This window comes from Nereida sp. MMG025 (assembly GCF_021654165.1).
In the GTDB taxonomy this organism is placed as follows: Bacteria; Pseudomonadota; Alphaproteobacteria; order Rhodobacterales; family Rhodobacteraceae; genus Nereida.
On record NZ_JAKFZN010000003.1, the window covers coordinates 377160 to 400162 of the forward strand.

24 protein-coding genes are annotated in these 23003 nt (G+C 55.0%); 23 read left to right on the forward strand and 1 reads right to left on the reverse strand.

Annotation, left to right across the window (positions count from 1 at the left end; all coding sequences use genetic code 11):
- The first annotated feature begins 12 nt into the window (after positions 1-12).
- The 23 genes from L1065_RS11135 (at position 13) to L1065_RS11245 (ending at position 21222) form a co-directional block, all read left to right on the forward strand.
- Entirely contained in the window at positions 13-1200 is a 1188-nt protein-coding gene (locus L1065_RS11135) for an NADH-quinone oxidoreductase subunit E (RefSeq protein WP_237095547.1), read from the forward strand.
- A gap of 44 nt (positions 1201-1244) precedes the next feature.
- On the forward strand, positions 1245-2060 hold the full coding sequence (locus tag L1065_RS11140; RefSeq protein WP_237095548.1) for a hypothetical protein: 816 nt from the start codon (positions 1245-1247) through the stop codon (positions 2058-2060).
- A gap of 144 nt (positions 2061-2204) precedes the next feature.
- Positions 2205-2666, forward strand: a complete 462-nt coding sequence (locus L1065_RS11145) for a hypothetical protein (RefSeq protein WP_237095549.1) — start codon at positions 2205-2207, stop codon at positions 2664-2666.
- Positions 2656-2871 carry a DUF5337 family protein gene (locus tag L1065_RS15845; protein ID WP_237095550.1) on the forward strand — a complete coding sequence of 72 codons (216 nt, stop codon included), beginning with the start codon at positions 2656-2658 and terminating at the stop codon, positions 2869-2871. The genes L1065_RS11145 and L1065_RS15845 overlap by 11 nt, the downstream gene beginning before the upstream one ends.
- A gap of 36 nt (positions 2872-2907) precedes the next feature.
- Positions 2908-4206: an NADH-quinone oxidoreductase subunit NuoF gene (gene nuoF, locus L1065_RS11155; protein WP_237095551.1), complete on the forward strand. Its 1299-nt coding sequence runs from the start codon at positions 2908-2910 to the stop codon at positions 4204-4206.
- Between the two features lie 32 nt (positions 4207-4238).
- Entirely contained in the window at positions 4239-4589 is a 351-nt protein-coding gene (locus L1065_RS11160; protein ID WP_237095552.1) for a hypothetical protein, read from the forward strand.
- Positions 4586-5050 carry a DUF3291 domain-containing protein gene (locus L1065_RS11165; RefSeq protein WP_237095553.1) on the forward strand — a complete coding sequence of 155 codons (465 nt, stop codon included), beginning with the start codon at positions 4586-4588 and terminating at the stop codon, positions 5048-5050. The genes L1065_RS11160 and L1065_RS11165 overlap by 4 nt, the downstream gene beginning before the upstream one ends.
- A 74-nt stretch (positions 5051-5124) precedes the next feature.
- Positions 5125-5568: a TM2 domain-containing protein gene (locus tag L1065_RS11170; protein WP_237095554.1), complete on the forward strand. Its 444-nt coding sequence runs from the start codon at positions 5125-5127 to the stop codon at positions 5566-5568.
- 103 nt (positions 5569-5671) lie between these two features.
- A complete protein-coding gene (locus L1065_RS11175; protein ID WP_237095555.1) occupies positions 5672-6073 on the forward strand; it encodes a DUF5333 domain-containing protein in 402 nt (133 codons plus the stop codon).
- A gap of 111 nt (positions 6074-6184) precedes the next feature.
- Positions 6185-8200, forward strand: coding sequence for an NADH-quinone oxidoreductase subunit NuoG (gene nuoG, locus L1065_RS11180; RefSeq protein WP_237095556.1), 2016 nt, complete (start codon positions 6185-6187; stop codon positions 8198-8200).
- Between the two features lie 11 nt (positions 8201-8211).
- Positions 8212-8607: a hypothetical protein gene (locus L1065_RS11185; protein ID WP_237095557.1), complete on the forward strand. Its 396-nt coding sequence runs from the start codon at positions 8212-8214 to the stop codon at positions 8605-8607.
- Between the two features lie 6 nt (positions 8608-8613).
- Complete coding sequence (gene nuoH / locus L1065_RS11190) at positions 8614-9651, forward strand: NADH-quinone oxidoreductase subunit NuoH (RefSeq protein ID WP_237095558.1); 1038 nt, start codon at positions 8614-8616, stop codon at positions 9649-9651.
- A gap of 10 nt (positions 9652-9661) precedes the next feature.
- On the forward strand, positions 9662-10156 hold the full coding sequence (gene nuoI, locus L1065_RS11195) for an NADH-quinone oxidoreductase subunit NuoI (RefSeq protein ID WP_237095559.1): 495 nt from the start codon (positions 9662-9664) through the stop codon (positions 10154-10156).
- Complete coding sequence (gene dgt / locus L1065_RS11200) at positions 10153-11631, forward strand: dGTP triphosphohydrolase (RefSeq protein WP_237095560.1); 1479 nt, start codon at positions 10153-10155, stop codon at positions 11629-11631. Before nuoI ends, dgt begins: the two co-directional genes overlap by 4 nt.
- 4 nt (positions 11632-11635) lie before the next feature.
- Positions 11636-12037, forward strand: coding sequence for a carboxymuconolactone decarboxylase family protein (locus tag L1065_RS11205; protein ID WP_237095561.1), 402 nt, complete (start codon positions 11636-11638; stop codon positions 12035-12037).
- On the forward strand, positions 12034-12639 hold the full coding sequence (locus L1065_RS11210) for an NADH-quinone oxidoreductase subunit J (protein WP_237095562.1): 606 nt from the start codon (positions 12034-12036) through the stop codon (positions 12637-12639). Before L1065_RS11205 ends, L1065_RS11210 begins: the two co-directional genes overlap by 4 nt.
- Before the next feature lie 4 nt (positions 12640-12643).
- Positions 12644-12949 (forward strand): NADH-quinone oxidoreductase subunit NuoK, encoded by a 306-nt coding sequence (gene nuoK, locus L1065_RS11215; protein WP_237095563.1) that lies wholly within the window; start codon positions 12644-12646, stop codon positions 12947-12949.
- 5 nt (positions 12950-12954) lie between these two features.
- Positions 12955-15051, forward strand: coding sequence for an NADH-quinone oxidoreductase subunit L (nuoL, locus tag L1065_RS11220; RefSeq protein WP_237095564.1), 2097 nt, complete (start codon positions 12955-12957; stop codon positions 15049-15051).
- 3 nt (positions 15052-15054) lie between these two features.
- Positions 15055-16596, forward strand: a complete 1542-nt coding sequence (locus L1065_RS11225; RefSeq protein ID WP_237095565.1) for an NADH-quinone oxidoreductase subunit M — start codon at positions 15055-15057, stop codon at positions 16594-16596.
- A gap of 12 nt (positions 16597-16608) precedes the next feature.
- Positions 16609-18051: an NADH-quinone oxidoreductase subunit NuoN gene (gene nuoN, locus L1065_RS11230; RefSeq protein WP_237095566.1), complete on the forward strand. Its 1443-nt coding sequence runs from the start codon at positions 16609-16611 to the stop codon at positions 18049-18051.
- Positions 18041-18775 carry a biotin--[acetyl-CoA-carboxylase] ligase gene (locus L1065_RS11235; RefSeq protein ID WP_255766488.1) on the forward strand — a complete coding sequence of 245 codons (735 nt, stop codon included), beginning with the start codon at positions 18041-18043 and terminating at the stop codon, positions 18773-18775. The genes nuoN and L1065_RS11235 overlap by 11 nt, the downstream gene beginning before the upstream one ends.
- Positions 18776-18784: 9 nt before the next feature.
- Complete coding sequence (locus L1065_RS11240) at positions 18785-19564, forward strand: type III pantothenate kinase (RefSeq protein WP_237095567.1); 780 nt, start codon at positions 18785-18787, stop codon at positions 19562-19564.
- Complete coding sequence (locus tag L1065_RS11245; RefSeq protein ID WP_237095568.1) at positions 19561-21222, forward strand: ribonuclease J; 1662 nt, start codon at positions 19561-19563, stop codon at positions 21220-21222. Before L1065_RS11240 ends, L1065_RS11245 begins: the two co-directional genes overlap by 4 nt.
- A gap of 94 nt (positions 21223-21316) precedes the next feature.
- Here the strand turns inward: L1065_RS11245 and L1065_RS11250 are convergent, their stop codons facing one another.
- Positions 21317-22864: a DEAD/DEAH box helicase gene (locus L1065_RS11250; protein WP_237095569.1), complete on the reverse strand. Its 1548-nt coding sequence runs from the start codon at positions 22862-22864 to the stop codon at positions 21317-21319.
- Positions 22865-23003 lie beyond the last annotated feature (139 nt).

Here is a 23003-nt window from a genome sequence, read left to right on the forward strand (position 1 = left end):
AAAGACAGCACGATGCAACGCCGCCTACACGCAGACCAACCCGATCATTTTGCTTTTACTGCCGCCAATCGGGCATGGGCCGAAGCACAGATCAAGAAGTACCCCGACGGGCGTCAGGCCAGCGCGGTCATCCCGCTTTTGTGGCGCGCCCAAGAGCAAGAAGGCTGGCTGACACGCCCCGCGATCGAGGCCGTGGCCGAGATGCTGGATATGGCCTATATGCGGGTGCTGGAGGTTGCGTCTTTCTACTTTATGTTCCAGCTGCAACCTGTTGGAAAGATTGCACATATCCAGATTTGCGGCACCACATCATGCATGATTTGCGGTGCCGAGGATTTGGTGGCTGTGTGCCAAGAGGTCATTGCGCCCAAAGCACATCAGATCAGCGCGGATGGCAACTTCTCGTGGGAAGAGGTCGAATGCCTGGGGGCCTGCGCCAATGCGCCAATGGCACAAATTGGCAAAGACTACTTTGAAGATTTGACCGCCGATAAATTGCGCGGTTTGCTGAGTGATCTGGCCGCTGGCAAGGTTCCGCAAGCCGGACCACAAAATGGGCGGTTCGCGGCAGAGCCTGCAGGCGGTATCACCAGCCTGACAGAGTTTGTGAATGCCAAGATCAAGTTGAACGCCAGCGTGCAACTGGCTGAAGATATCGGCGATAGCGTAAAGCGGATCGACGGCACCGAGGTGCCTTTGTTGACCCCTTGGATCGATAAAGCGGCCAATGGTGCTGCCAACTCGGGCAAGACACCGCCCAAAGCGGCTGTGCGCGGAAAGCCTGCGAATGCCCAAAAGCCCTCCGCCAAAGCGACGGCTGACAAAACGGGCGTGACCAAGGCACAGGCGCAAGCCAGCAGCAAAGCCAAGCCGCCATCCAAACGCAATCCTGTGGGAGAGGCGACTGTGGCACCCGGCAAAAAGCCCCGCACCATGAAAGCACCGCGCAAAGCGGGCGCGGATGATCTGAAGCTGATCAAAGGTGTCGGCCCAAAGCTGGAAACGATTTTGAACACACTGGGCTTTTGGCACTTCGACCAGATCGCCAAATGGGGCGATGACGAAGTGGCATGGGTTGATCAAAATCTTGAGGGGTTCAAAGGCCGTGTCAGCCGCGATAACTGGGTTGATCAGGCCAAACTCCTTGCATCTGGCGGCGAGACAGAGTTTTCTGCCCGTGCAAAGAAGGGGGAGTCCTGAACTGACACTCCCTGAGTAACAATAATACGACGGGAGTTAGAGGGATGGACAATAATTCAGGTGGATTGACCTGTGCAGTCGGGAGTTGGCTGGTTGGCGCTTTGGTAGGGTTTTTGGCCTTTGCGCTTTTGCTGGTCCTAGCGGACTGGATGTTCATGCAAGCCGCCTTTATCGGCGCTGTGATGTTTTTGGTCGGCGGTGCCCTGGTAAGCTGGCTTATGTGCCGCCCGCTCCCTGCGATTGGTGATGTTGATGCAAGCCGTGCAGGGCAGGCCCCAGTTGCTGGCGACGGCAGCGCGGTAAACAAGGCGGCGCCTGCGGCCAGTGCGGCTGCAGTCGGCGCGGGTGCCGCGGTAGCAGCGACGGCAGCACCAACCGCTGCAACGGCAAGCACGCAACCTGCGGGGATTGCGGATATACCGCCAGCCGCAAAAGAAAAACCTGCTCCGAAACCAGCGGCTAAGAAGCCAGCGGCGAAAAAGCCTGCTGCCAAAAAAGCAGCATCTAAGGCAAAAGAAACCAAAGCCGCACCTGCTGCGAAAAAGCCTGCGGCCAAGAAAACGGCCGCGCGCAAACCAGTTGCGCCTGATGGTAAGCCTGAATTGCTCAGCAAACCGCGCGGCGGGGCTGGCGATGACCTGAAACTGATCAAAGGTGTCGGGCCCAAGCTGGAACGCGAGTTGAACACAGCCGGTGTGTGGCATTTCGAGCAGATTGCAGGTTGGCGCAAAAAGGAAGTTGAGTGGGCCGATGAAAACCTGATCAGCTTCAAAGGCCGCATCAGCCGCGATGAATGGGTCAAGCAAGCCAAGATTCTTGCCAAAGGCGGCGAGACCGAGTTTTCGAAGAAGAGCAAATAGAGGCGGCGTTTTCAAAACGACGCATTTACGATCTTTTTGTGATCCCGTATACACGGGGTCACTTATTCACCGCACCGATGGGAGGAGCGGGCGTTCTGGCAGAGTGCTGCGGTTAGCATCTGCTTTCTATTACGGAGCGAAACCATGACCCCATCGATTATTTTTCAAACCCCTTCACAGACATTGCGCATGGGCGCGGCGATGAGCCTGCCTTTTGTTGCGGCCAGCGCCGCCCAGTTGCACGCGTGGCGGATGACCATGGCGGCCCCCTATCTGGCGCTGGTTCCAAAACCTGATGCGGCACCTGTGGCTAAAGTCGTGAAAGCGGCAGACACACCCGCAAAGGCAAAGCCAGCCAATGCGCGAAAGCCTGTTGCCAAGACCGCGGCCCCAAAGACTGCTGACACCAAAGCAAAAGCGGCCCGCAAAACCAAAGCGCCAAAGCCAGCAAGCCCGCCGGCCAAAGCAAAAAGTTCGGCCAAGAAAGCCGATGATGCGGCAAACAAAACGCAGACCTACCAGACAAAAGGCAGCTTGAAGCCTGCCAAGGTGACACTGTCTGCGATGCCAGAGACCCCATCAAAAGAGGTTAAGAGTGACGCCTGAGGAAGATGCAAAACTGGCCCGACAGGGCCGCATTGCCGCGTTGGTGATGGCGGGCGGGGGGCTTTTGGCCATCCTCGCCCCTGCGATTATCCAAAGCCTTGGGCTGACGGTTCGGCACGAAATCCTGCTCTATCTGTTTTCTTTGGCTGCGTTCTTTTGGGCACTGGTGGTGACCTTTCAAATCTGGCAAAAGCGACGTAAATAGTTTTAGACCAGTTTAGCCAAACGGGAACCGCGCCAAATGTTGCAAGACAAAGACCGCATTTTCACAAATATCTACGGTATGCATGACCGCACGTTGAAGGGCGCGCAGATGCGCGGCCATTGGGACGGCACCGATAAAATCATCAAAAAGGGACGTGACTGGATCATTGACCAGATGAAATCGTCGGGCCTGCGCGGTCGCGGCGGGGCGGGTTTCCCCACGGGGTTGAAATGGTCGTTCATGCCCAAGGAAAGTGACGGTCGCCCGTCCTATCTGGTGGTGAATGCCGATGAATCTGAACCCGGCACCTGCAAAGACCGCGAAATCATGCGCCATGATCCGCACACGCTGATCGAAGGCTGTCTGATTGCGTCTTTCGCGATGCAGGCCAATGCCTGTTACATCTATATCCGCGGCGAATATATCCGTGAAAAAGAAGCGCTGCAGGCGGCGATTGACGAAGCTTATGACGCGGGTCTGGTGGGCAAGAATGCTGCCAAATCAGGGTGGGATTTTGACATCTATCTGCACCACGGTGCAGGGGCCTATATCTGCGGCGAAGAGACGGCTTTGCTGGAAAGCCTTGAAGGTAAAAAGGGGATGCCGCGCATGAAGCCGCCATTCCCTGCGGGGGCGGGTCTTTATGGATGCCCGACCACGGTGAACAACGTCGAATCGATTGCCGTTGTGCCGACGATTTTGCGTCGTGGTCCTGAATGGTTTGCAGGCTTTGGTCGCCCGAACAATGCAGGCACCAAGCTGTTTGCGATTTCAGGTCATGTGAACAACCCGTGCGTCGTTGAAGAAGAGATGAGCATCTCTTTTGAAGAGCTGATCGAAAAACACTGCGGCGGTATTCGCGGCGGTTGGGACAATCTCAAAGCGGTCATTCCGGGTGGGTCGTCCGTGCCATGTGTGCGCGGCGAACACATGAAGGACGCGATCATGGATTTCGATTATCTGCGCGGTGAGTTGGGCAGCGGCCTTGGCACGGCTGCTGTAATCGTGATGGATGAAAGCACCGACATCATCAAAGCAATCTGGCGCTTGTCTAAGTTCTACAAGCACGAAAGCTGCGGGCAATGCACACCGTGCCGCGAAGGCACTGGTTGGATGATGCGCGTGATGGACCGTCTTGTGCGCGGAGAGGCCGAGGTCGAAGAAATCGACATGCTGTTTGACGTAACCAAGCAGGTCGAGGGCCACACGATTTGCGCGCTTGGCGATGCGGCTGCGTGGCCCATCCAGGGGTTGATCAAGAATTTCCGCGACGAAATCGAAGATCGCATCAGACATAAACGATCCCCAAGCCCCACGCGGGTTGCGGCAGAATGATCAGAACAGGGCCAGCATTGCTGGCCTTTTTCATGTCTGCAGCACCTGCCTTTGCGAATGGTGCTTTGGTGGATGCCTTTGTGCGCTGCACGGCCAATGAGATTGTGGCGAACGTGCTGTCGCAAACCTGCGATGCCCGTGGCGGCATCGCCTATCCGCTTGCATCGCCGTTCTGCGGGGCAGAGTTTACAGCGCTGGTTTCCGCGGCAGGCGAGGCGGCTGTCAATCGCGGTCGCGCAGCGGGCGATGCAGTGGCAGCCCAACGTCTTGCCCAGATCGAAGGCTGGCAGGACAGATCTTGCGCAATAATTGAAACGGAACGCCGCGCTAAAACAGCATTGGGCGCGGCGCTTGATCATATCAGAAAGGACCGCCGTCCTTGAGTTTTCATCTGGCCCAAGTCAATATCGGTCGCCTGCTGGCCCCTACGGATGATCCGCGCGTGAAGGAATTCATGGATAATCTTGATCGGATCAACGGGCTTGGCAGACGGATGCCGGGGTTTGTGTGGATGTCGGAAGGGTCCGGAGAACCCGGAACAGGCAATACAGAAAACGCCATTGGGGGCGATCCGCTACAGGTTTTTAACCTGACTGTTTGGGAAAATGCCCACGCATTGAAAACCTTTGCATATGACACGCTTCACGCGCGCTTTATGAACCGCGCCAAAGAGTGGTTCGAGGTGCATGAACAACAGCATTTTTGCATGTGGTGGGTGCCAGCGGGGCACCGTCCGACCCAAGATGAGGCGCTTGAGCGTTTGGCCCATCTGCGCGCGCATGGCGATACGGCCAAGGCGTTTGGCTGGAGCGGCATTGCTGCCTTTGGGCAGCCGCCAAATTAACGCTTGCCGCAGCGTCAAGAGCCTGCGAAAACCAATGACCATACAAGCCAATACATAAAGAGGGATATTGTTTTATGCGTGGAGAAATTTTGAGTTTTGATGCGGCCACCGCCACAGGCCAGATCAGTGGAGATGACGGACAGCGCTATGCGTTCAACGGCACGGATGTTGAGAACGGTGTCCAGCTTGCCCGCGCAGGGGCCAAGGTTGATTTTGTGGAAGGCAATGGCGCGGCAAGCAGTGTGCATGTGATGGCCGGTGCCACTGGCGACAAATCCAAGATCGTGGCGGCTTTGCTGGCATTCTTTTTGGGCGCGCTTGGTATTCACAAATTCTACATTGGCAAAAAGAACGCGGGCATCATCATGTTGGTCGTATTTTTCTTGGGTTTTATCGCGCTTGGCATTCCGTCCATGATCATCAGCCTGATCGCGTTTATTGAGGCGATCATTTATTTGTTCAAATCCGATGCCGATTTCGAGGCACAATATATCCAAGGCAACAAAGCCTGGTTCTAAGCAGGGTAGAGAAGGGGGAATTCGGCTGAATTCTCCCTTTGATATTGAATAACAGCGCAGGCATCCTTTTGTTGTGCATCACAAACCGACAGGAGATGTCATGATGAGCCGAACCGCAGCAATCCTTTTGGCGTTGAGCCTGAGCACAACTGGTGCTTTTGCCAAATCGCCTTTGTCACAAGTCGACTATATTAACGACCGCCTGTTTGCGGCAGCTGTGGGCGATGTGATCCGCAAGGAATGCGGCAGCATCAGTGCGCGGTGGGGGCGTGTTCTGTCCGAATACAACAAGATCAAAGGCCACGCCGAAGCGCTTGGATATACAGACGCCGAGATTGACGCCTATACCAAGTCGGACACGGAAAAGGCCAAGCTGAAATCACGCCGCGATGCCTATCTGCGACAGGCCGGTGCAACCCGTGGCAATGAAGCGTCTTACTGTAAAGTAGGCCGCGACGAGATAGCCAAGGGAAGTTTGATCGGAAGCCTGTTAAAAGGCGGTTAAAGACGCGCAGCTAGGGTGGACATCGGAATACCTTTGCGGTAGCGCGTCACGTAACAAACGCGACTGCCAGTCCCCGTTTAGCCATGGGGGCGAAAGAGGGAACCGACATTCATGAGCGACCTGCGTAAAGTCAACATCGACGGCGTTGAGATTGAAGTGGACGGGGCGATGACCCTGATCCAGGCCTGCGAAGAAGCTGGCGTTGAAATTCCACGTTTTTGCTATCACGAGCGGCTGTCCATCGCGGGCAACTGCCGGATGTGTTTGGTCGAAGTTGTTGGTGGCCCGCCCAAACCTGCGGCCTCTTGCGCGATGCAGGTGCGGGATTTGCGCCCCGGTCCCGAAGGGCAGGCGCCGCAAGTGAAAACCAATTCGCCCATGGTCAAAAAAGCCCGTGAAGGGGTGATGGAATTTCTGCTCATCAACCACCCGCTAGATTGCCCGATCTGCGATCAGGGTGGCGAATGTGATTTGCAGGATCAAGCCATGGCCTATGGTGTTGATTTCAGCCGTTTCCGCGAGCCCAAACGCGCAGCGACCGATCTGGACCTTGGCCCACTGGTCGAAACCCACATGACGCGCTGTATTTCGTGCACCCGTTGCGTGCGTTTCACCACCGAGGTCGCAGGCATCACCCAGATGGGTCAGACGGGCCGCGGCGAAGACAGCGAGATCACCAGTTATCTGGGCGAAACGCTGGATAGCAATATGCAGGGCAACATCATTGATTTGTGTCCTGTCGGGGCGCTTGTGAGCAAGCCCTATGCCTTTACCGCCCGTCCTTGGGAACTGACCAAGACCGAGTCGATTGATGTGATGGACGCGCTTGGCAGCAACATCCGTGTTGATACCAAAGGGCGCGAAGTGATGCGCTTTTTGCCGCGCAACCATGACGGCGTGAACGAGGAATGGATTTCCGACAAAACCCGTTTTGTGTGGGATGGTCTGCGCCGCCAGCGGTTGGACACGCCTTATATTCGTGAAAACGGCAAGCTGCGCAAAGCCAGCTGGCCCGAGGCGCTGAGTGCCGCTGCCGCTGCGATGGGTGGCAAGAAGGTGGTTGGTCTGGTCGGTGATCTTGCCAGCACCGAGGCTGCTTATGCGCTCAAGGCGCTGGTCGAAGGGCAGGGCGGTGTTGTGGAATGTCGCACCGATGGTGCGAAGCTGCCTGCTGGTAACCGTGGCGCCTATGTGGGCACGGCTGCGGTTGAAGATATTGATACCGCAGACAAGATCCTGCTGATCGGCACAAACCCCAAGCTGGAAGCGCCAGTGTTGAACGCGCGCATCCGCAAGGCGTGGACGCAAGGCGCTGATGTTGTTGTGGTCGGTGAGGCTGTTGATCTGACCTATGACTACGAACACATGGGTGATGACCGCGCCGCCCTTGAGCATGTTTTGAGCCTGAACATGGATGAATTGCAGGACAAAAACTGCATTGTCATCGTGGGCCAGGGCGCGTTGCGCGAAGCCGATGGTGCCGCTGTGCTGGCCACTGTTCAGGCGATTAACGAAAAGTCAGGCGGCAAGATGCTGGTGCTGCACACGGCTGCGGGTCGCGTGGGTGCCATGGATGTAGGCGCTGTGAATGATGCGGGCATGGCTGCGGTCGATGACGCAGAGGTTGTTTATAACCTTGGTGCAGACGAGGTAGAAATCGCCGCAGGGCCGTTTGTCATCTATCAGGGTTCCCACGGGGATCGCGGGGCGCACCGCGCCGATATCATCCTGCCGGCTGCGGCCTACACCGAAGAAAACGGTCTGTTTGTGAACACCGAAGGACGTCCCCAACTGGCGATGCGCGCGGGCTTTGCACCCGGTGAGGCCAAGGAAAACTGGGCGATTTTGCGTGCTTTGAGCGCCGAAATGGGCAGCGCGCTGCCCTTTGACAGTCTTGCGCAACTGCGTCAGGCGATGGTTGCGGCCCACCCGCATTTGGGTGCTGTTGACGAAGTCGCTGAAAACGACGTGGTCGCACTGCCCAAAGGCAAGCTTGGCAAAGCGACCTTCCGCTATGCGGTGAGTGATTTCTACCTGACCAACCCGATTGCCCGGGCGTCGGAACTGATGGCCGAATTGTCGGCGAATGCGAAGGCCCGCGCCTCTGGCGCAATGGCTGCAGAATAAGGAAGAGGGCGATGCGCGCAGGCGCTGCCTTTGGAATCTTTGCACTGGGGACGCTTGCGGCGTGCCAGCAAACGGTTCCAGACAGCGGTAGAGCGTTTGACCCCGTGTATGAAGGGATTGAGACCGCTTTGTTGGATGGCGATCTGGTCAATTTCAAAGTCAAGATGCGTGGCGCGCGTGGTGCGGGCGACGTGCGATCCTATGCGGAATGCGCTGCGGCACAATACGCTTTGATCCGAGGCTATGGATTTGCGCGACATGTGCGCACAACGACCGATCTTGTGGGTGGCCAATGGCGTGGAGATGCTGTTTACACCATCTCGCCAGCACTGCCCCAAGGTTTCAAGACGATTGACGCTGAAGTGGCAGTTGCGAACTGCAGGGAACTGGGAATACCGACGGTGTGAGGACCAATGGCTGAATTTCTGACCACAGGCGCAGGTGTTGCGCTTATCATCGTTGCACAATGTCTGGCCGTTATCGGCTTTGTCATGGTGTCGCTCCTGTTTCTTGTTTACGGCGACCGTAAAATCTGGGCCGCTGTCCAGATGCGGCGTGGTCCGAACGTTGTGGGTGCCTTCGGGTTGCTTCAGACGGTTGCGGATGCGCTGAAATACGTTGTCAAAGAGGTCGTGGTGCCCGCAGGGGCCGATAAAACGGTCTTTATGTTGGCACCTTTGACCAGCTTTGTGTTGGCGATGATCGCCTGGGCGGTGATCCCGTTCAATGACACATGGGTGCTGGCCGATATCAATGTGGCGATCCTCTATGTCTTTGCTGTGTCCAGTCTAGAGGTTTACGGGGTGATCATGGGCGGATGGGCGTCCAACTCGAAATATCCGTTCCTTGGTTCGTTGCGATCCGCCGCGCAGATGATTTCGTACGAGGTCAGCATCGGCCTGATCATCATTGGTGTGATCCTGTCCACCGGTTCGCTGAACTTTGGCGATATCGTGCAGGCCCAAGAAGGTGATCTGGGCTTTTTCAACTGGTATTGGCTGCCACACTTCCCGATGGTTTTCCTGTTCTTTATCAGCTGTTTGGCGGAAACAAACCGCCCGCCGTTTGATTTGCCCGAAGCGGAATCCGAACTGGTGGCAGGTTATCAGGTAGAATATTCATCAACGCCGTTCCTATTGTTTATGGCGGGCGAATACATTGCAATCTTCCTGATGTGTGCCCTGATTTCGCTGCTGTTCTTCGGCGGCTGGTTGTCACCCATCCCGTTCCTGCCCGATGGGCCGCTGTGGATGGTCGCAAAGATGGCGTTCTTCTTCTTCATGTTTGCAATGGTGAAGGCGATCGTGCCGCGCTACCGCTATGACCAACTGATGCGCTTGGGTTGGAAGGTGTTCCTGCCGTTCTCGCTGGCGTGGGTCGTGTTCGTGGCATTTGCTGCAAAATTTGACTGGTTCTGGGGCATTTACGCCCGTTGGGATTTGATTGGGTAAGGACGACGATATGGCTAACATCGACTACACCCGCCGCGCGAAGTATTTCCTGCTGATGGACTTTTTCAAAGGGTTCCGTCTGGGGTTCCGCTACTTCTTTGCGCCCAAGGCGACGCTGAACTACCCGCATGAAAAGGGGCCTTTGTCGCCCCGTTTCCGCGGCGAACACGCGTTGCGCCGTTATCCCAATGGCGAAGAACGTTGCATTGCCTGTAAGCTGTGCGAGGCCGTGTGCCCCGCCCAAGCGATCACCATTGATGCCGAGCCACGCGATGACGGCAGCCGCCGCACCACGCGCTACGACATCGACATGACCAAATGCATCTACTGTGGCTTCTGTCAGGAAGCCTGCCCTGTGGATGCTATTGTCGAAGGCCCCAATTTCGAATTTTCGACCGAGACCCGCGAAGAGCTGTATTACGACAAGGAAAAATTGTTGGAAAACGGCGATCGTTGGGAAGCGGAGATTGCACGCAACCTCGAACTGGATGCGCCGTACCGATGAGCCGCGAAAAAATGAAATGGGAAAGCCTTCTATGTGAAGAACGCTCCTTTTGGCCCTTAGACTTGGAAGTAGATGAGCGTCCGAAGAACGACGATATTTTGGATGTTTTTCAAATCGACAGTTCCCGAATTACTAATTCTGCACCTTACCATAGACTGCAGCGTAAAACTCAAGTTTTGCCATTTCCGAAAACTGATTATCCTAGATCAAGGCTTACTCATACAAATGAAGTCGCCGACTGTGGTCGGGAACTCGCTCGTATTGTCGGACGCTCAATGGTGGATCGCGCAGTTGTGACTCCCATTCAAGCAATGCAAATGGAAGACATAGTTTCAGCTGCATGTAAGGCGCATGATATTGGAAATCCCCCGTTTGGCCACTCGGGAGAGTATGCTATTCAGCATTGGGTTCAAAAAAATGTTGGTATTGAAAAGACGGCTCATGACTTACGCTTTGAAATATCTGAGAGAAAATATAGAGAGCTGTGTAATTTCGATGGGAATGGTCAAGGTTTTAGGGTGATTACCCAGACTTCTGGCTGGCGGCGTAAGGGCGGTTTGCAATTAACTTTTGCTGTCTTATCTGCATTCTCCAAATATCCTTGGTCCGTTGATCATATTACGTCCAAGAAAAAGTACAGTGTCCCAATCGGATCAGAAGGTATTGCAAAGGAGGCATTTTCTAGAACCGGTCTTAGGTGTATCGAAGAAGATGGCTACAGTTTTAAGTATGTGCGCCATCCGCTAGCCTATCTAGTGGAAGCGGCAGATGATATCTCTTACATCACTTCGGATTTAGAAGACGCAGCTAATGCCGACGTTGCAGATCACGATCAGGTGGTAGTGTTTCTGCAATCAATAGCAGAAGATGCAATTCGGGATAGTTATGATCGTTCGCAATTTTTGCGGCGAGAGACCAAGCTTGCAAAGGATGATAAGAAAGCACTTCGGAGATACCTAAAAGACCACGCTCAGCGCGCATTGAAGATTGCAGCTACCGACTCATTCCTTGAGAATTACGATAAGATTATGGAAGGGAATTTCTCGGGATCACTTTTTGACGAATCCCGCGTTGCAAGTCAGCTGCGAAAAGTAAGCGATTACTTTCGAACTTCAATTTATGACAACGTTGGGAAAATCAAAAATGAAGTCTTCGGAGCAACAGTAGTTTCTGGTTTGCTAGATTTCTATTTTACGGCTCTGTTCGAAGCTAAGCGGCAAATTGTTGAAGGTAAATCGCTCACCCCAGGTAATGATTGTATCGACGAGATTGTTCGTAGAAACCTAATAACGTTTCCATTGGATAATTACATTGGAGATGCTGATCTAAAAATTGTTGCGGGAAGACTAGCATCCTCCGACGCCGATGACCTCGCGCAAATGGCCATTGACTATGTTTCGGGCATGACCGATCCCTATGCGTCGCAGGTATATCAACAGATTTTGGGTTCCGAGAGACCTGCAGTGAATTGGTAGTAATATGAACGTCACACCAAACCCATATGAAGCGATGATGCGTCAGGCGCAGGAGATGGTGAAATCCGTCAATCCTGCGTTGGAATCGTTCATGCCGAAAGGGTTTGAGGATTTATTCACCCCGTCCAAAGACATGCTTGAAGCGACCATGGGCAAAACCTTCAATCCTGATGGGTTGGACGCAAAGACCCGCCTGCTGATCACTCTTGCAGGATTGGTTGCCCAAGGTGCGCAAGCCGAACCGCAGATCACATTGACCGTGAAAAATGCGGCAGAGGCGGGGGCGACCAAACAAGAGATCATCGAAACCATCGCAACAATGTCCCTTCTGGGCGGCGTGCCTGCGATGAGCAATGCCATGCAACTTGCCGAAGCTGCATTAACTCCAAAGGACGCCACGACATGACCGTTCTCGCCGTAGCCTTTTACGCTTTCGCCCTGTCGACGATTGCAGGGGGGCTGTTCACTGTGATCAGCCGCAACCCTGTGCATTCTGTTTTGTGGCTTATCCTTGCCTTCCTGTCGTCCGCGGGGCTGTTTGTGACCCTAGGCGCCGAGTTTGTGGCGATGTTGTTGATCATTGTTTACGTTGGCGCCGTCGCGGTCTTGTTCTTGTTTGTGGTCATGATGCTGGACGTGGACTTCGCCGAGTTAAAGGCGGAAATGGCACGGCACATGCCGATTGCTCTGTTGATCGGGGTGGTGCTGATCATGCAACTGGCGCTGGCCTTTGGCGCGTGGGAGTTCAGCGACGGTGCTGCGGCCCGCGTTGCTGCCGCCCCCGGTGAGGCGCATAACACTGCGGCTTTGGGCCTGCTGATCTATGATAAATATATCCTTCTTTTCCAACTGTCTGGCTTGATCCTGTTGGTCGCCATGATCGGTGCGATTGTGCTGACACTGCGCCACCGTTCGGACGTGAAGCGCCAGAACGTGGTTGCCCAAATGATGCGCGATCCCGCCAAGGCGATGGAATTGAAAGACGTGAAACCAGGGCAAGGCTTGTAAGGCTATGATTGGACTTGAACACTATTTGACCGTTGCAGCCGCACTGTTTGTCATTGGCATTTTCGGGCTGTTTTTGAACCGCAAGAATGTGATTATTCTGCTGATGAGCGTGGAATTGATGCTGCTGGCCGTGAACATCAATCTTGTCGCGTTCAGCGCTTTCCTGAATGATTTGGTCGGGCAGGTTTTTACGCTGTTCGTGCTGACAGTGGCTGCCGCCGAGGCCGCGATTGGTCTGGCGATCCTTGTCTGCTTCTTCCGTAACCGTGGCACCATCGACGTTGAAGACGTCAACGTGATGAAAGGTTAAGACCCGTGGAAACGATACTTCTCTTCTCCCCGCTGATTGGCGCATTGATCGCTGGTTTTGGCTGGAAATTTATAGGCGAAACAGCCGCACAATGGATTGCGACGGGGCTGTTGTTTCTGACTGCGGCCTTATCATGGACAGTGTTCCTGACCTTCGATGGGGTGACCGAAAACATTCAGGTTGTGCGCTGGATTGAATCAGGCACATTCAGCACCGATTGGGCGATCCGCATGGACCGTTTGACCGCCACTATGCTGATCGTGATCACCACGGTGTCGGCGCTGGTTCACCTGTATTCCTTTGGCTACATGGCCCACGACGAAAACTTCCGTGAAGGCGAGCATTACAAGGCGCGTTTCTTTGCCTATCTGTCGTTCTTCACCTTTGCGATGCTGATGCTTGTGACGGCTGACAACCTTGTTCAGCTGTTCTTCGGGTGGGAAGGCGTGGGTGTTGCGTCTTATCTTCTGATCAACTTCTATTTCCGTAAGCCAAGCGCGAATGCCGCGGCGATGAAGGCCTTTATTGTCAACCGTGTGGGCGACTTTGCGTTGATCCTGGGGATTGCAGGGCTGTATCTGCTGGTCGATAGTGTGCGGTTTGAGGATATCTTTGCCGCTGCGCCACAGCTTGCTGAAACCTCGATCCGGTTCTTGTGGACCGATTGGAACGCGGCAAACTTGCTTGGTTTCCTGCTGTTTGTTGGTGCCATGGGGAAATCGGCGCAGCTGTTTTTGCACACATGGCTGCCTGACGCGATGGAGGGGCCAACCCCTGTGTCTGCGCTGATCCACGCGGCTACCATGGTGACGGCGGGGGTGTTCCTTGTCTGCCGCATGTCACCCATCATGGAGTATGCGCCCGCCGCGACGACTTTCATCGTCTATGTTGGCGCGTTCACCGCGTTCTTTGCGGCGACCGTGGGCTTGGTGCAAAACGACATCAAACGCGTCATCGCCTATTCGACCTGTTCGCAGCTTGGTTACATGTTTGTAGCCGCGGGTCTGGGTGTCTATTCGGTCGCGATGTTCCACCTGCTGACGCACGCGTTTTTCAAGGCGATGTTGTTCCTTGGTGCGGGGTCGGTCATCCACGGGATGCACCACGAGCAAGACATGCGCAATTATGGCGGTCTGCGTAAGAAACTGCCCGTGACATTCTGGGCAATGATGATTGGCACGCTGGCCATTACAGGTGTTGGTATTCCGCTGCTTTATGTTGGCTTCCCTGTGGGGTTTGCGGGGTTTGTGTCGAAAGATGCGATTATCGAAAGCGCATTTGTCGGCAATACCTTTGCCTTCTGGATGCTGGTCGTTGCAGCCCTGATGACCAGCTTCTACAGCTGGCGTCTGATGTTTCTGACGTTCTATGGCAAGCCGCGCGGTGACAAGCACACGCATGAGCACGCGCACGAAAGCCCCACTGTGATGCTGGTCCCGCTTGGTGTTCTGGCAATCGGTGCGATCTTCTCGGGTATGGTGTTTTACAAGCCTTATTTCGGCAGCCAGGAGAGCGTTGATAAGTTCTTTGGCATTGGTCAAAAGGGCGAAGCACATGCGTATTTCGAGCCGCCCCAACTGGTGGCCCCCGCATATGCAGCCACGGATACGGATGACCATGGCGATGAACATCACGAGCGCGATCAAAAAGCGGGCGAAGGTGCCATCTTTATCGGTCCGGAAAACCACATGATCCATGAGGCCCATCTGGTGCCCAAATGGGTCAAGGTCAGCCCGTTCATCGCGATGATCCTTGGCTTCCTGCTGGCGTTCCAGATGTACATCCGCCGTCCTGACCTGCCCAAAAAGCTGGCTGAAAACCAATGGCCGCTGTATCAGTTCTTGCTGAACAAGTGGTATTTCGACGAGCTTTATGAGGCTATCTTCGTGCAGCCCGCCAAGGCGCTTGGACGTCTGCTTTGGAAGCGTGGCGACATGGGCACCATCGACGGTGGTATCAACGGTCTGGCAATGGGCATCATCCCGTTCTTCACACGGCTCGCGGGCCGTGCGCAGTCTGGCTACATCTTTACTTACGCGTTCTCTATGGTGATCGGCATTGTTGTGCTGATCACGTGGATGACCCTCGTTTCTGGGAATTGATCCATGGACAACCTTCTTTCCATCGTCACCTTCCTGCCTCTGCTCGGGGCTGTCATCTTGGCGCTGTTCTTGCGCGGCGATGATGAGGCCGCACAACGCAATGCAAAGTGGGTTGCCATGTGGGCAACGCTTGCGACCTTCTTGTTTTCGATCTTCATCCTGACGGGCTTTGATGCCCAGAACACCGGATTCCAGTTTGTCGAAGAACGCACCTGGATCATGGGTCTGACCTACAAGATGGGCGTTGACGGTATTTCAGTGCTTTTCGTCATGCTGACAACCTTCTTGATGCCACTGGTGATTGCGTCTTGTTGGGACGTAAAGCACCGCGTCAAGGAGTACATGATTGCGCTGCTGGTTCTGGAAACACTCATGCTTGGCGTGTTCTGTGCGCTTGATCTGGTGTTGTTCTACCTGTTCTTTGAGGCAGGCCTGATTCCGATGTTCCTGATCATCGGCATCTGGGGCGGGGCGAACCGTATTTACGCATCGTTCAAGTTCTTCCTCTACACCTTCCTTGGCTCGGTGCTGATGCTGGTGGCGATGGTCGCGATGTATGTTGATGCCGGCACCACAGACATTGCGGCTTTGCTGAACCATAGTTTTGACAGCTCAACCATGACCGTATTCGGGCTGACAATCATGGGCGGGATGCAGACCCTCTTGTTCCTTGCGTTCTTTGCCAGCTTTGCAGTGAAGATGCCGATGTGGCCGGTGCACACATGGCTGCCGGACGCCCACGTTCAGGCGCCAACAGCGGGATCGGTTGTTCTAGCCGCGATCCTGCTGAAAATGGGCGGTTACGGCTTCTTACGCTTTAGCTTGCCCATGTTCCCCGTCGGATCCGATATTCTTGCACCGCTGGTGTTGTGGATGTCGGCGATTGCGATTGTTTACACATCGCTGGTGGCGTTGGTCCAAGAGGACATGAAAAAGCTGATTGCCTATTCGTCCGTTGCACACATGGGTTTTGTCACCATGGGGATCTTTGCGGCGAACCAACAAGGTGTCGATGGTGCGATCTTTCAGATGATCAGCCACGGCTTTATTTCCGGTGCGCTGTTCCTGTGTGTGGGTGTTATCTATGACCGGATGCACACACGTGACATTGATGCCTACGGCGGCCTCGTAAACCGTATGCCCGTCTATGCGCTGGTGTTCATGCTGTTCACAATGGCAAATGTCGGCCTTCCCGGGACATCGGGCTTTATTGGTGAATTCCTGACGATCATGGGTGTGTTCCAAGTGAACACATGGGTCGCCATGGTCGCGGCAACGGGTGTGATCTTGTCTGCGGGCTATGCGCTCTGGCTCTATCGACGCGTGGTGATGGGCGATCTGATCAAAGAAAGCCTGAAGACCATTACCGACATGACCAAGCGCGAACGCGCGATCTTTGCGCCGCTTGTCTTTTTCACCCTGTTCCTCGGCGTTTATCCCGCGCCTGTTCTTGATGTGATCGGCCCATCGGTCGAAGCACTTGTCAGTCAATATGATACCGCGGTTGCGGCCTTTGAGGCCTCGACCCAAGTTGCAGAAAACTAAGGAGCCGCCGCGATGCTGGCCAACGATCTTGCAATCCTGACCCCTGAAATCCTGCTGGCCATCTATGCCATGCTGGCACTGATCGCGATTGTCTACACGGGCAAAGATGCAATGGCGCGCCTGTCGTTGTGGATGACAAGTGGTGTGTTCATCGGCCTTGCTGCTTGGATCGGCTTGTCGGGGCAGGGCACGAACATCGCCTTTGACGGTATGTTTGTGGATGATGCATTCTCACGCTTTGCGAAGGTCACGATCCTTTTGTCGGCTGCGGCTGTCTTGCTGATGAGCCAAGACTATATGGAGCGCCGCGACCTGCTGCGGTTTGAATATCCGTTGCTGATTGCATTGGCGGCCGTTGGCATGATGGTTATGGTCAGTGCGGGCGATCTGATGGCGCTTTACATGGGGCTTGAGCTGCAATCACTGGCGCTCTACGTCGTTGCATCGTTGCGCCGTGATAACCTGAAATCCACCGAAGCGGGCCTAAAATACTTTGTGCTTGGGGCGCTGTCGTCGGGCTTGTTGCTCTATGGTGCATCGCTGACGTATGGCTATGCGGGCACGACACTCTTTAGCGGGATCATTGAAGCGGCCAGTGGGGACGGGCCTATGTCGCTTGGTCTGGTCTTTGGCCTGGTGTTCCTGTCTGCAGGCCTTGCATTCAAAGTGTCTGCCGCACCGTTCCACATGTGGACGCCTGATGTTTATGAAGGATCGCCCACACCTGTGACGGCTTTCTTCGCAACGGCGCCCAAAGTGGCTGCGATGTGTCTGTTTGCCCGCGTGGTGCATGATGCCTTTGGCGGTTCGGTTGGTGACTGGCAGCAGATTGTTGCGTTCCTTGCCGTCATCTCGATGTTCCTTGGGGCGATTGCGGCTATTGGTCAGACAAACATCAAGCGTCTGATGGCTTATTCGTCAATCGCACATATGGGGTTTGCTTTGATGGGCTTGGCGGCTGGCACAGCTTTGGGTGTGCAAGCCATGCTGATCTACATGGCGATTTATGTCACCATGAACATCGGGACCTTTGCTTTCATTCTCTCGATGGAGAAAGAAGGTCAACCTGTCACCGAAATCGCCGCGCTCAACTCCTTTGCCAAGCGCGAACCGCTGCAGGCTTTGGCGGTGCTTGTGCTGATGTTCAGCCTTGCAGGCGTGCCGCCGATGGTTGGCTTCTTTGGTAAATACGGTGTGCTGATCGCAGCCGTTGATGCGGGACTAAGCTGGTTGGCCATCGCCGGTGTCATTGCCTCGGTCATTGGCGCGTTCTATTACCTGCGCATTGTCTACTACATGTATTTTGGCGATGATCGCGATGCTGTTGATTACAAGGCCTCGCCCGTTTTGTGGGGTATGCTGGTCGCATCCGCAGCGATCATGGTAATTGGTGTCCTGAATTTCTTCGGTATCGAAGCACCAGCGGCACAGGCGGCAGCGGCACTTGTCAACTAATCCACACGATGGCTTCGACCTTGTGATTATGGACAAGGTTGACAGTACAATGGCCGAGGCTGCGCGGATTGCGCCGCATATAAAACGCGCGACCTGGATTATGGCCCACGAGCAAACCGCAGCGCGTGGACGGGCAGGGCGCGCATGGGCCAATCCGCTTGGCAATTTTTCAGCGACATTTGTGTACCGTCCAGAGGCCACAGCCCTGCAAGCGGCGCAACGCAGCTTTATGGCGGCCAACGCCTTGTATCAGACGTTGGCCTTGCATGTGGATCCGTCGAAGCTGTCATTGAAATGGCCCAATGATGTCTTGCTGTCGGGCGGTAAAGTGGCAGGTATTTTGCTGGAAGCCTCTGGCGGCGCCAAGGTTGACTGGTTGGCGATCGGGATTGGCGTCAACCTGGCTGAAGCGCCCGAAGTGACCGACGCGGCGTTTCCCCCCGTAGCACTTTCGAAATTTTGTACCGCTCCTGATCCCGAGGACTTCTTGCGAGATCTTGCCAGCGCCTTTGCCACCCAGGAATCAAAGCTGAGCGCGCTAGGATTTGCACGTATCCGACGCGATTGGTTGGGACAGGCGGCACGTCTGGGCGAGGTGATTACCGCCAGAACGTCGCGTGACAGTTTTGAAGGCACGTTCCGCGATGTAGACGACGAGGGCAATCTTGTATTAGAGACCCCCAAAGGCACAGTGACCATCGCTGCGGCCGACGTGTATTTCTAGGAACGCGCCATGCTTCTTGCGATTGATTGCGGCAACACCAACACGGTCTTTTCCCTTTGGGACGGGCAGGATTTTGTCGCCACGTGGCGCACGTCGACAATGCACCAACGCACCGCGGATCAATATTACGTCTGGTTGTCATCGCTTCTGCATTTTCAAAAGTTGGATGTAGAGGTCACAGATGTGATCATCAGCTCAACGGTCCCGCGTGTCGTTTTTAATCTGCGTGTCTTTGCAGACCGGTATTTCGGGTGCCGCCCGTTGGTGGTGGGGCGGCCTGACTGTTTGTTGCCAACAGATCCCCGAGTGGACGAAGGCACCCAAATCGGGCCTGACCGGCTGGTCAACACAGTCGCTGGTCACAACCTTTATGGCGGTGATCTGATCGTGGTGGATTTCGGGACGGCGACCACGTTTGATGTCGTCGACAGTGACGGCGCCTATATTGGCGGTGCAATCGCACCGGGGGTGAACCTGTCAATTGAAGCCTTGCACAACGCGGCGGCGGCCCTGCCCAACATTGATATTACCAAACCTGACAAGGTGATTGGCACCAATACCGTTGGTTGCATGCAGTCGGGGGTGTTTTGGGGGTATGTCGGTTTGATCAATGGGATCTGCGCGCAGATCAAGGCGGAACACAAACGCCCGATGAAGGTTATCTCAACAGGGGGGCTGGCCCCGTTGTTCCAGCAGGGCCATGCCCTATTTGACCACTACGAAGAGTTTCTGACGATGCATGGTTTGACCGTGATTTATCAATATAACAAGGAAAACAATCCCGTATGAGCAGCAATAGGCTGATGTATCTTCCCCTCGGCGGCGCCGGCGAGGTGGGAATGAACTGTTATGTATATGGCTATGGCCCCGAGCATGATGAACGTTTGATCGTTGTCGACCTTGGCGTGACCTTTCCTGATATGGACAGCACGCCCGGTGTTGATCTGATTTTGCCAGACGTGTCGTGGTTGCAAGAGCGCCGCGATCGCATTGACGGTATTTTCATCACCCACGCCCACGAAGATCACGTTGGCGCCGTTGGCCATCTTTATGATCGTTTGAAGGCGCCGATTTACGCGCGTGCCTTCACTGCGAATATCGGTCGGCGCAAGTTGGAAGAACACGGCATTGATACGGATGTGCTGACCACTGTAAGCCCGTGGCCCGAGACTGTAGAGGCCGGCCCTTTCAAGGTGGGCTTTGTGCCGATTTCGCACTCGATCCCAGAAAGCAGTGGCCTTGTGATTGATACCCCCGCAGGGCGTATTGTGCACACGGGGGATTTCAAAATTGATACAAACCCCGGTGTAGGCGAGCCCTTTGACGCAGAGCTATGGTCATCGTTCGGGGCTGTCAAAGCATTGGTCTGCGATAGCACCAATGTCTTTAGTCACGCGGAAGGGCGTTCGGAAAGCACGCTGGCAGACCCGATTGCAGAGCTGATCCGCACGCAAGACGGTATGGTGGCCGCAACGACCTTTGCCAGCAATATTGCCCGCGTGAAAACGCTAGCTGAGGCGGGCGTGGCGGCGGGCCGTTCCGTGTGTTTGCTTGGCCGGTCTATGAGCCGCATGGTGCAAGCGGGAACCGAAACAGGTGTCCTTGCGGATTTTCCGGCGGTTATTTCGCCCGAAGACGCAACGCAAATCCCGCGCGAAAACCTGATGCTGTTGGTGACAGGCAGCCAAGGTGAACGGCGAGCGGCCTCTGCGCAACTGGCCAACGGGAAATACCGTGGCTTGCAGATGAAAGAGGGGGACACGTTTCTCTTCAGCTCAAAAACCATTCCGGGAAATGAGCGCGGTGTGATCAAGATAATCAACCAGTTCAGTGAAATGGGTGTTGATGTGGTCGATGATCATGGCGGCCTTTATCACGTCTCGGGCCATGCCAATCGCCCTGATCTGGAAGCGATGCATAAGATGGTCGGCGCCCAAGTGGTGATCCCTATGCACGGCGAACACCGCCATTTGCGCGAACATGCCAAAGTCAGCAAATCGGCGGGCTTTGACAGCATTATTGCCGTGAATGGCACGATTGTGGATTTGTCTGGCAACGCCCCAAAAATCGGTGGCTACGTTGAAACCGGTCGGACGTATCTGGATGGCTCGGTGCAAGTTGGTATGCTGGATGGTATTGTGCGGGACCGTATTCGCATGGCGTTGAATGGCCATGTGATTATCACGGTGATCATAGACGAAAATGACGACCCGCTTGGCGAGCCATGGTGCGAGCTAAAAGGTTTGCCCGAGGTCGGGGCTTCGAATGCGCCGCTGGTGGATGTGCTGGAGGAAGACCTTGGTCAATTCCTGATGCGCGCGGATGCAAAGACGCTTCGTGATGATGACAAGCTGGAAGAGCAGATGAAGCGCATTGCCCGCAAAACATCGCAGGCAGAAATTGGCAAGAAGGTCGAAGTGACCTGCGTTATCAGTCGTTTGTCGTAAACAAAAGGAGCGGCCCAAATGGGCCGCCCGTTTAATCTGGAATGGGGGCGCTGCCCCCAAACCCCCGAGGTATTTAGGACAACAATGAAGGGGATTACTCCTCTTCGTCGGAAACCTCTGGCTCTAGGGTCTCTGCCTCGTCACGTTCGGCGGCTTCTGTGATCAAGTCGACGGGATGGCCGCGGCGTTCATCAAAGCTCAGGGCAATGAAGGTTGGTGTGTGATCACCCAATCCTGCAACTTTTGGACCATTATCTTGGCGACCCCGACCACGTCCACCACGGCCGCGGCGTTCGGTTTGAGGTTTTTCCTTTGCAACGTCGACTTCGGCGTTAGCCGGTTTTTCAACAGGTTTCGGGGCGGCGGCTGTTTCTGTCTGTTCGGCGACGTCTGTGTCGTCGGATTTTTTGCGACCACGTCCGCCCCGCGTACGGCTGCGTTTTGGTTTTTCTTCGGTTTTGGCCTCGGTGGGCACATCGTCTTGCGTGGGCGATCCTTCGGGCAGGGTGCCTTTGGGAATTTCCATTTCGACGAGGCGTTCAATATCGGCGAGATTTTTTTCGTCGCGCGGGATGCAGATCATCATTGCAGTGCCCGTGTTGCCCGCACGCCCTGTGCGTCCGATACGGTGAACGTAGTCTTCTGCATGGCTTGGTACGTCATAGTTAAAGACGTGGCTGACGTTGGGAACATCGAGCCCGCGCGCAGCGACGTCCGATGCGACCAGAAAACGCAAGCTGCCATCGCGGAACGCGGCCAGCGTTTCCATGCGCTTTGATTGGTCCAAATCGCCGTGAATGGGGGCTGCATCAAGGCCGTATTTCTTCATGGATTTCGCCACGATATCTACGTCCATCTTGCGATTGCAGAAGATGATGCCGTTGCGGCACGCGTCGCCTTCGCTGTCGATCAACTGACGCAATAGCTTGCGTTTTTCGCTGTCCTGACGGTCACGGCGGGAGCCTTTGAACATAAAGACCGACTGCGTGATGTTTGTGTTGGTCGTTGCAGCGCGGGCCACTTCAACCTTGGCAGGGTTGGACAGAAACGTATTGGTGATGCGCTCGATTTCAGGGGCCATTGTTGCGCTGAAAAATAGCGTCTGGCGTGTGAATGGGGTCAGGCCGAAGATGCGTTCGATATCTGGAATAAAGCCCATATCAAGCATCCGGTCGGCTTCGTCCACGACCATAATCTTCACATCTGACAAGATCAGCTTGCCACGTTCAAAATGATCAAGAAGACGACCTGGCGTGGCGATAAGGACATCGACTCCTTTGTCGATCAACTGGTCTTGTTCCTTGAACGATACGCCGCCAATCAGCAGGGCTTTTGTCAGCTTGGTGTGTTTGGAATACGCATCAAAGTTTTCAGCAACTTGTGCGGCCAGTTCACGCGTGGGGGCCAGAACAAGGCTGCGCGGCATGCGTGCACGGGCACGGCCGCGTTTGAGCATTGAAATCATCGGCAAGGTGAAACCGGCGGTTTTGCCTGTGCCTGTCTGGGCGATGCCAAGGACATCGCGGCCTTCCAAAGCGGGTGGGATTGCACCGGCCTGAATGGGAGTAGGGGTTTCGTAACCTGTCTCTTCGACAGCCTTGAGAACCTTCTTATCGAGGTTCAGATCGCTAAATTTGGTCAAATCGTACCTTTCGCGGAGTTTGCAGCACTTAGGGCCGCAATCGTCACGCGGCCTGACAGACCGCATTGTCTGTCATTCGATATGCAGAGCGATACGCGTGGTTTGCACCAAGGTCAAGGTAACACAGATGAGCCGGTGG

Excerpts from the sequence above, each read along its gene's own strand:
- L1065_RS11135 (WP_237095547.1), top strand. The coding sequence starts at position 13 with ATGCAACGCCGCCTACACGCAGACCAACCCGATCATTTTGCTTTTACT.
- L1065_RS11140 (WP_237095548.1), top strand. The coding sequence starts at position 1,245 with ATGGACAATAATTCAGGTGGATTGACCTGTGCAGTCGGGAGTTGGCTG.
- L1065_RS11145 (WP_237095549.1), top strand. The coding sequence starts at position 2,205 with ATGACCCCATCGATTATTTTTCAAACCCCTTCACAGACATTGCGCATG.
- nuoF (WP_237095551.1), top strand. The coding sequence starts at position 2,908 with ATGTTGCAAGACAAAGACCGCATTTTCACAAATATCTACGGTATGCAT.
- L1065_RS11160 (WP_237095552.1), top strand. The coding sequence starts at position 4,239 with ATGTCTGCAGCACCTGCCTTTGCGAATGGTGCTTTGGTGGATGCCTTT.
- L1065_RS11170 (WP_237095554.1), top strand. The coding sequence starts at position 5,125 with ATGCGTGGAGAAATTTTGAGTTTTGATGCGGCCACCGCCACAGGCCAG.
- L1065_RS11175 (WP_237095555.1), top strand. The coding sequence starts at position 5,672 with ATGAGCCGAACCGCAGCAATCCTTTTGGCGTTGAGCCTGAGCACAACT.
- nuoG (WP_237095556.1), top strand. The coding sequence starts at position 6,185 with ATGAGCGACCTGCGTAAAGTCAACATCGACGGCGTTGAGATTGAAGTG.
- L1065_RS11185 (WP_237095557.1), top strand. The coding sequence starts at position 8,212 with ATGCGCGCAGGCGCTGCCTTTGGAATCTTTGCACTGGGGACGCTTGCG.
- nuoH (WP_237095558.1), top strand. The coding sequence starts at position 8,614 with ATGGCTGAATTTCTGACCACAGGCGCAGGTGTTGCGCTTATCATCGTT.
- nuoI (WP_237095559.1), top strand. The coding sequence starts at position 9,662 with ATGGCTAACATCGACTACACCCGCCGCGCGAAGTATTTCCTGCTGATG.
- dgt (WP_237095560.1), top strand. The coding sequence starts at position 10,153 with ATGAGCCGCGAAAAAATGAAATGGGAAAGCCTTCTATGTGAAGAACGC.
- L1065_RS11205 (WP_237095561.1), top strand. The coding sequence starts at position 11,636 with ATGAACGTCACACCAAACCCATATGAAGCGATGATGCGTCAGGCGCAG.
- L1065_RS11210 (WP_237095562.1), top strand. The coding sequence starts at position 12,034 with ATGACCGTTCTCGCCGTAGCCTTTTACGCTTTCGCCCTGTCGACGATT.
- nuoK (WP_237095563.1), top strand. The coding sequence starts at position 12,644 with ATGATTGGACTTGAACACTATTTGACCGTTGCAGCCGCACTGTTTGTC.
- L1065_RS11225 (WP_237095565.1), top strand. The coding sequence starts at position 15,055 with ATGGACAACCTTCTTTCCATCGTCACCTTCCTGCCTCTGCTCGGGGCT.
- nuoN (WP_237095566.1), top strand. The coding sequence starts at position 16,609 with ATGCTGGCCAACGATCTTGCAATCCTGACCCCTGAAATCCTGCTGGCC.
- L1065_RS11240 (WP_237095567.1), top strand. The coding sequence starts at position 18,785 with ATGCTTCTTGCGATTGATTGCGGCAACACCAACACGGTCTTTTCCCTT.
- L1065_RS11245 (WP_237095568.1), top strand. The coding sequence starts at position 19,561 with ATGAGCAGCAATAGGCTGATGTATCTTCCCCTCGGCGGCGCCGGCGAG.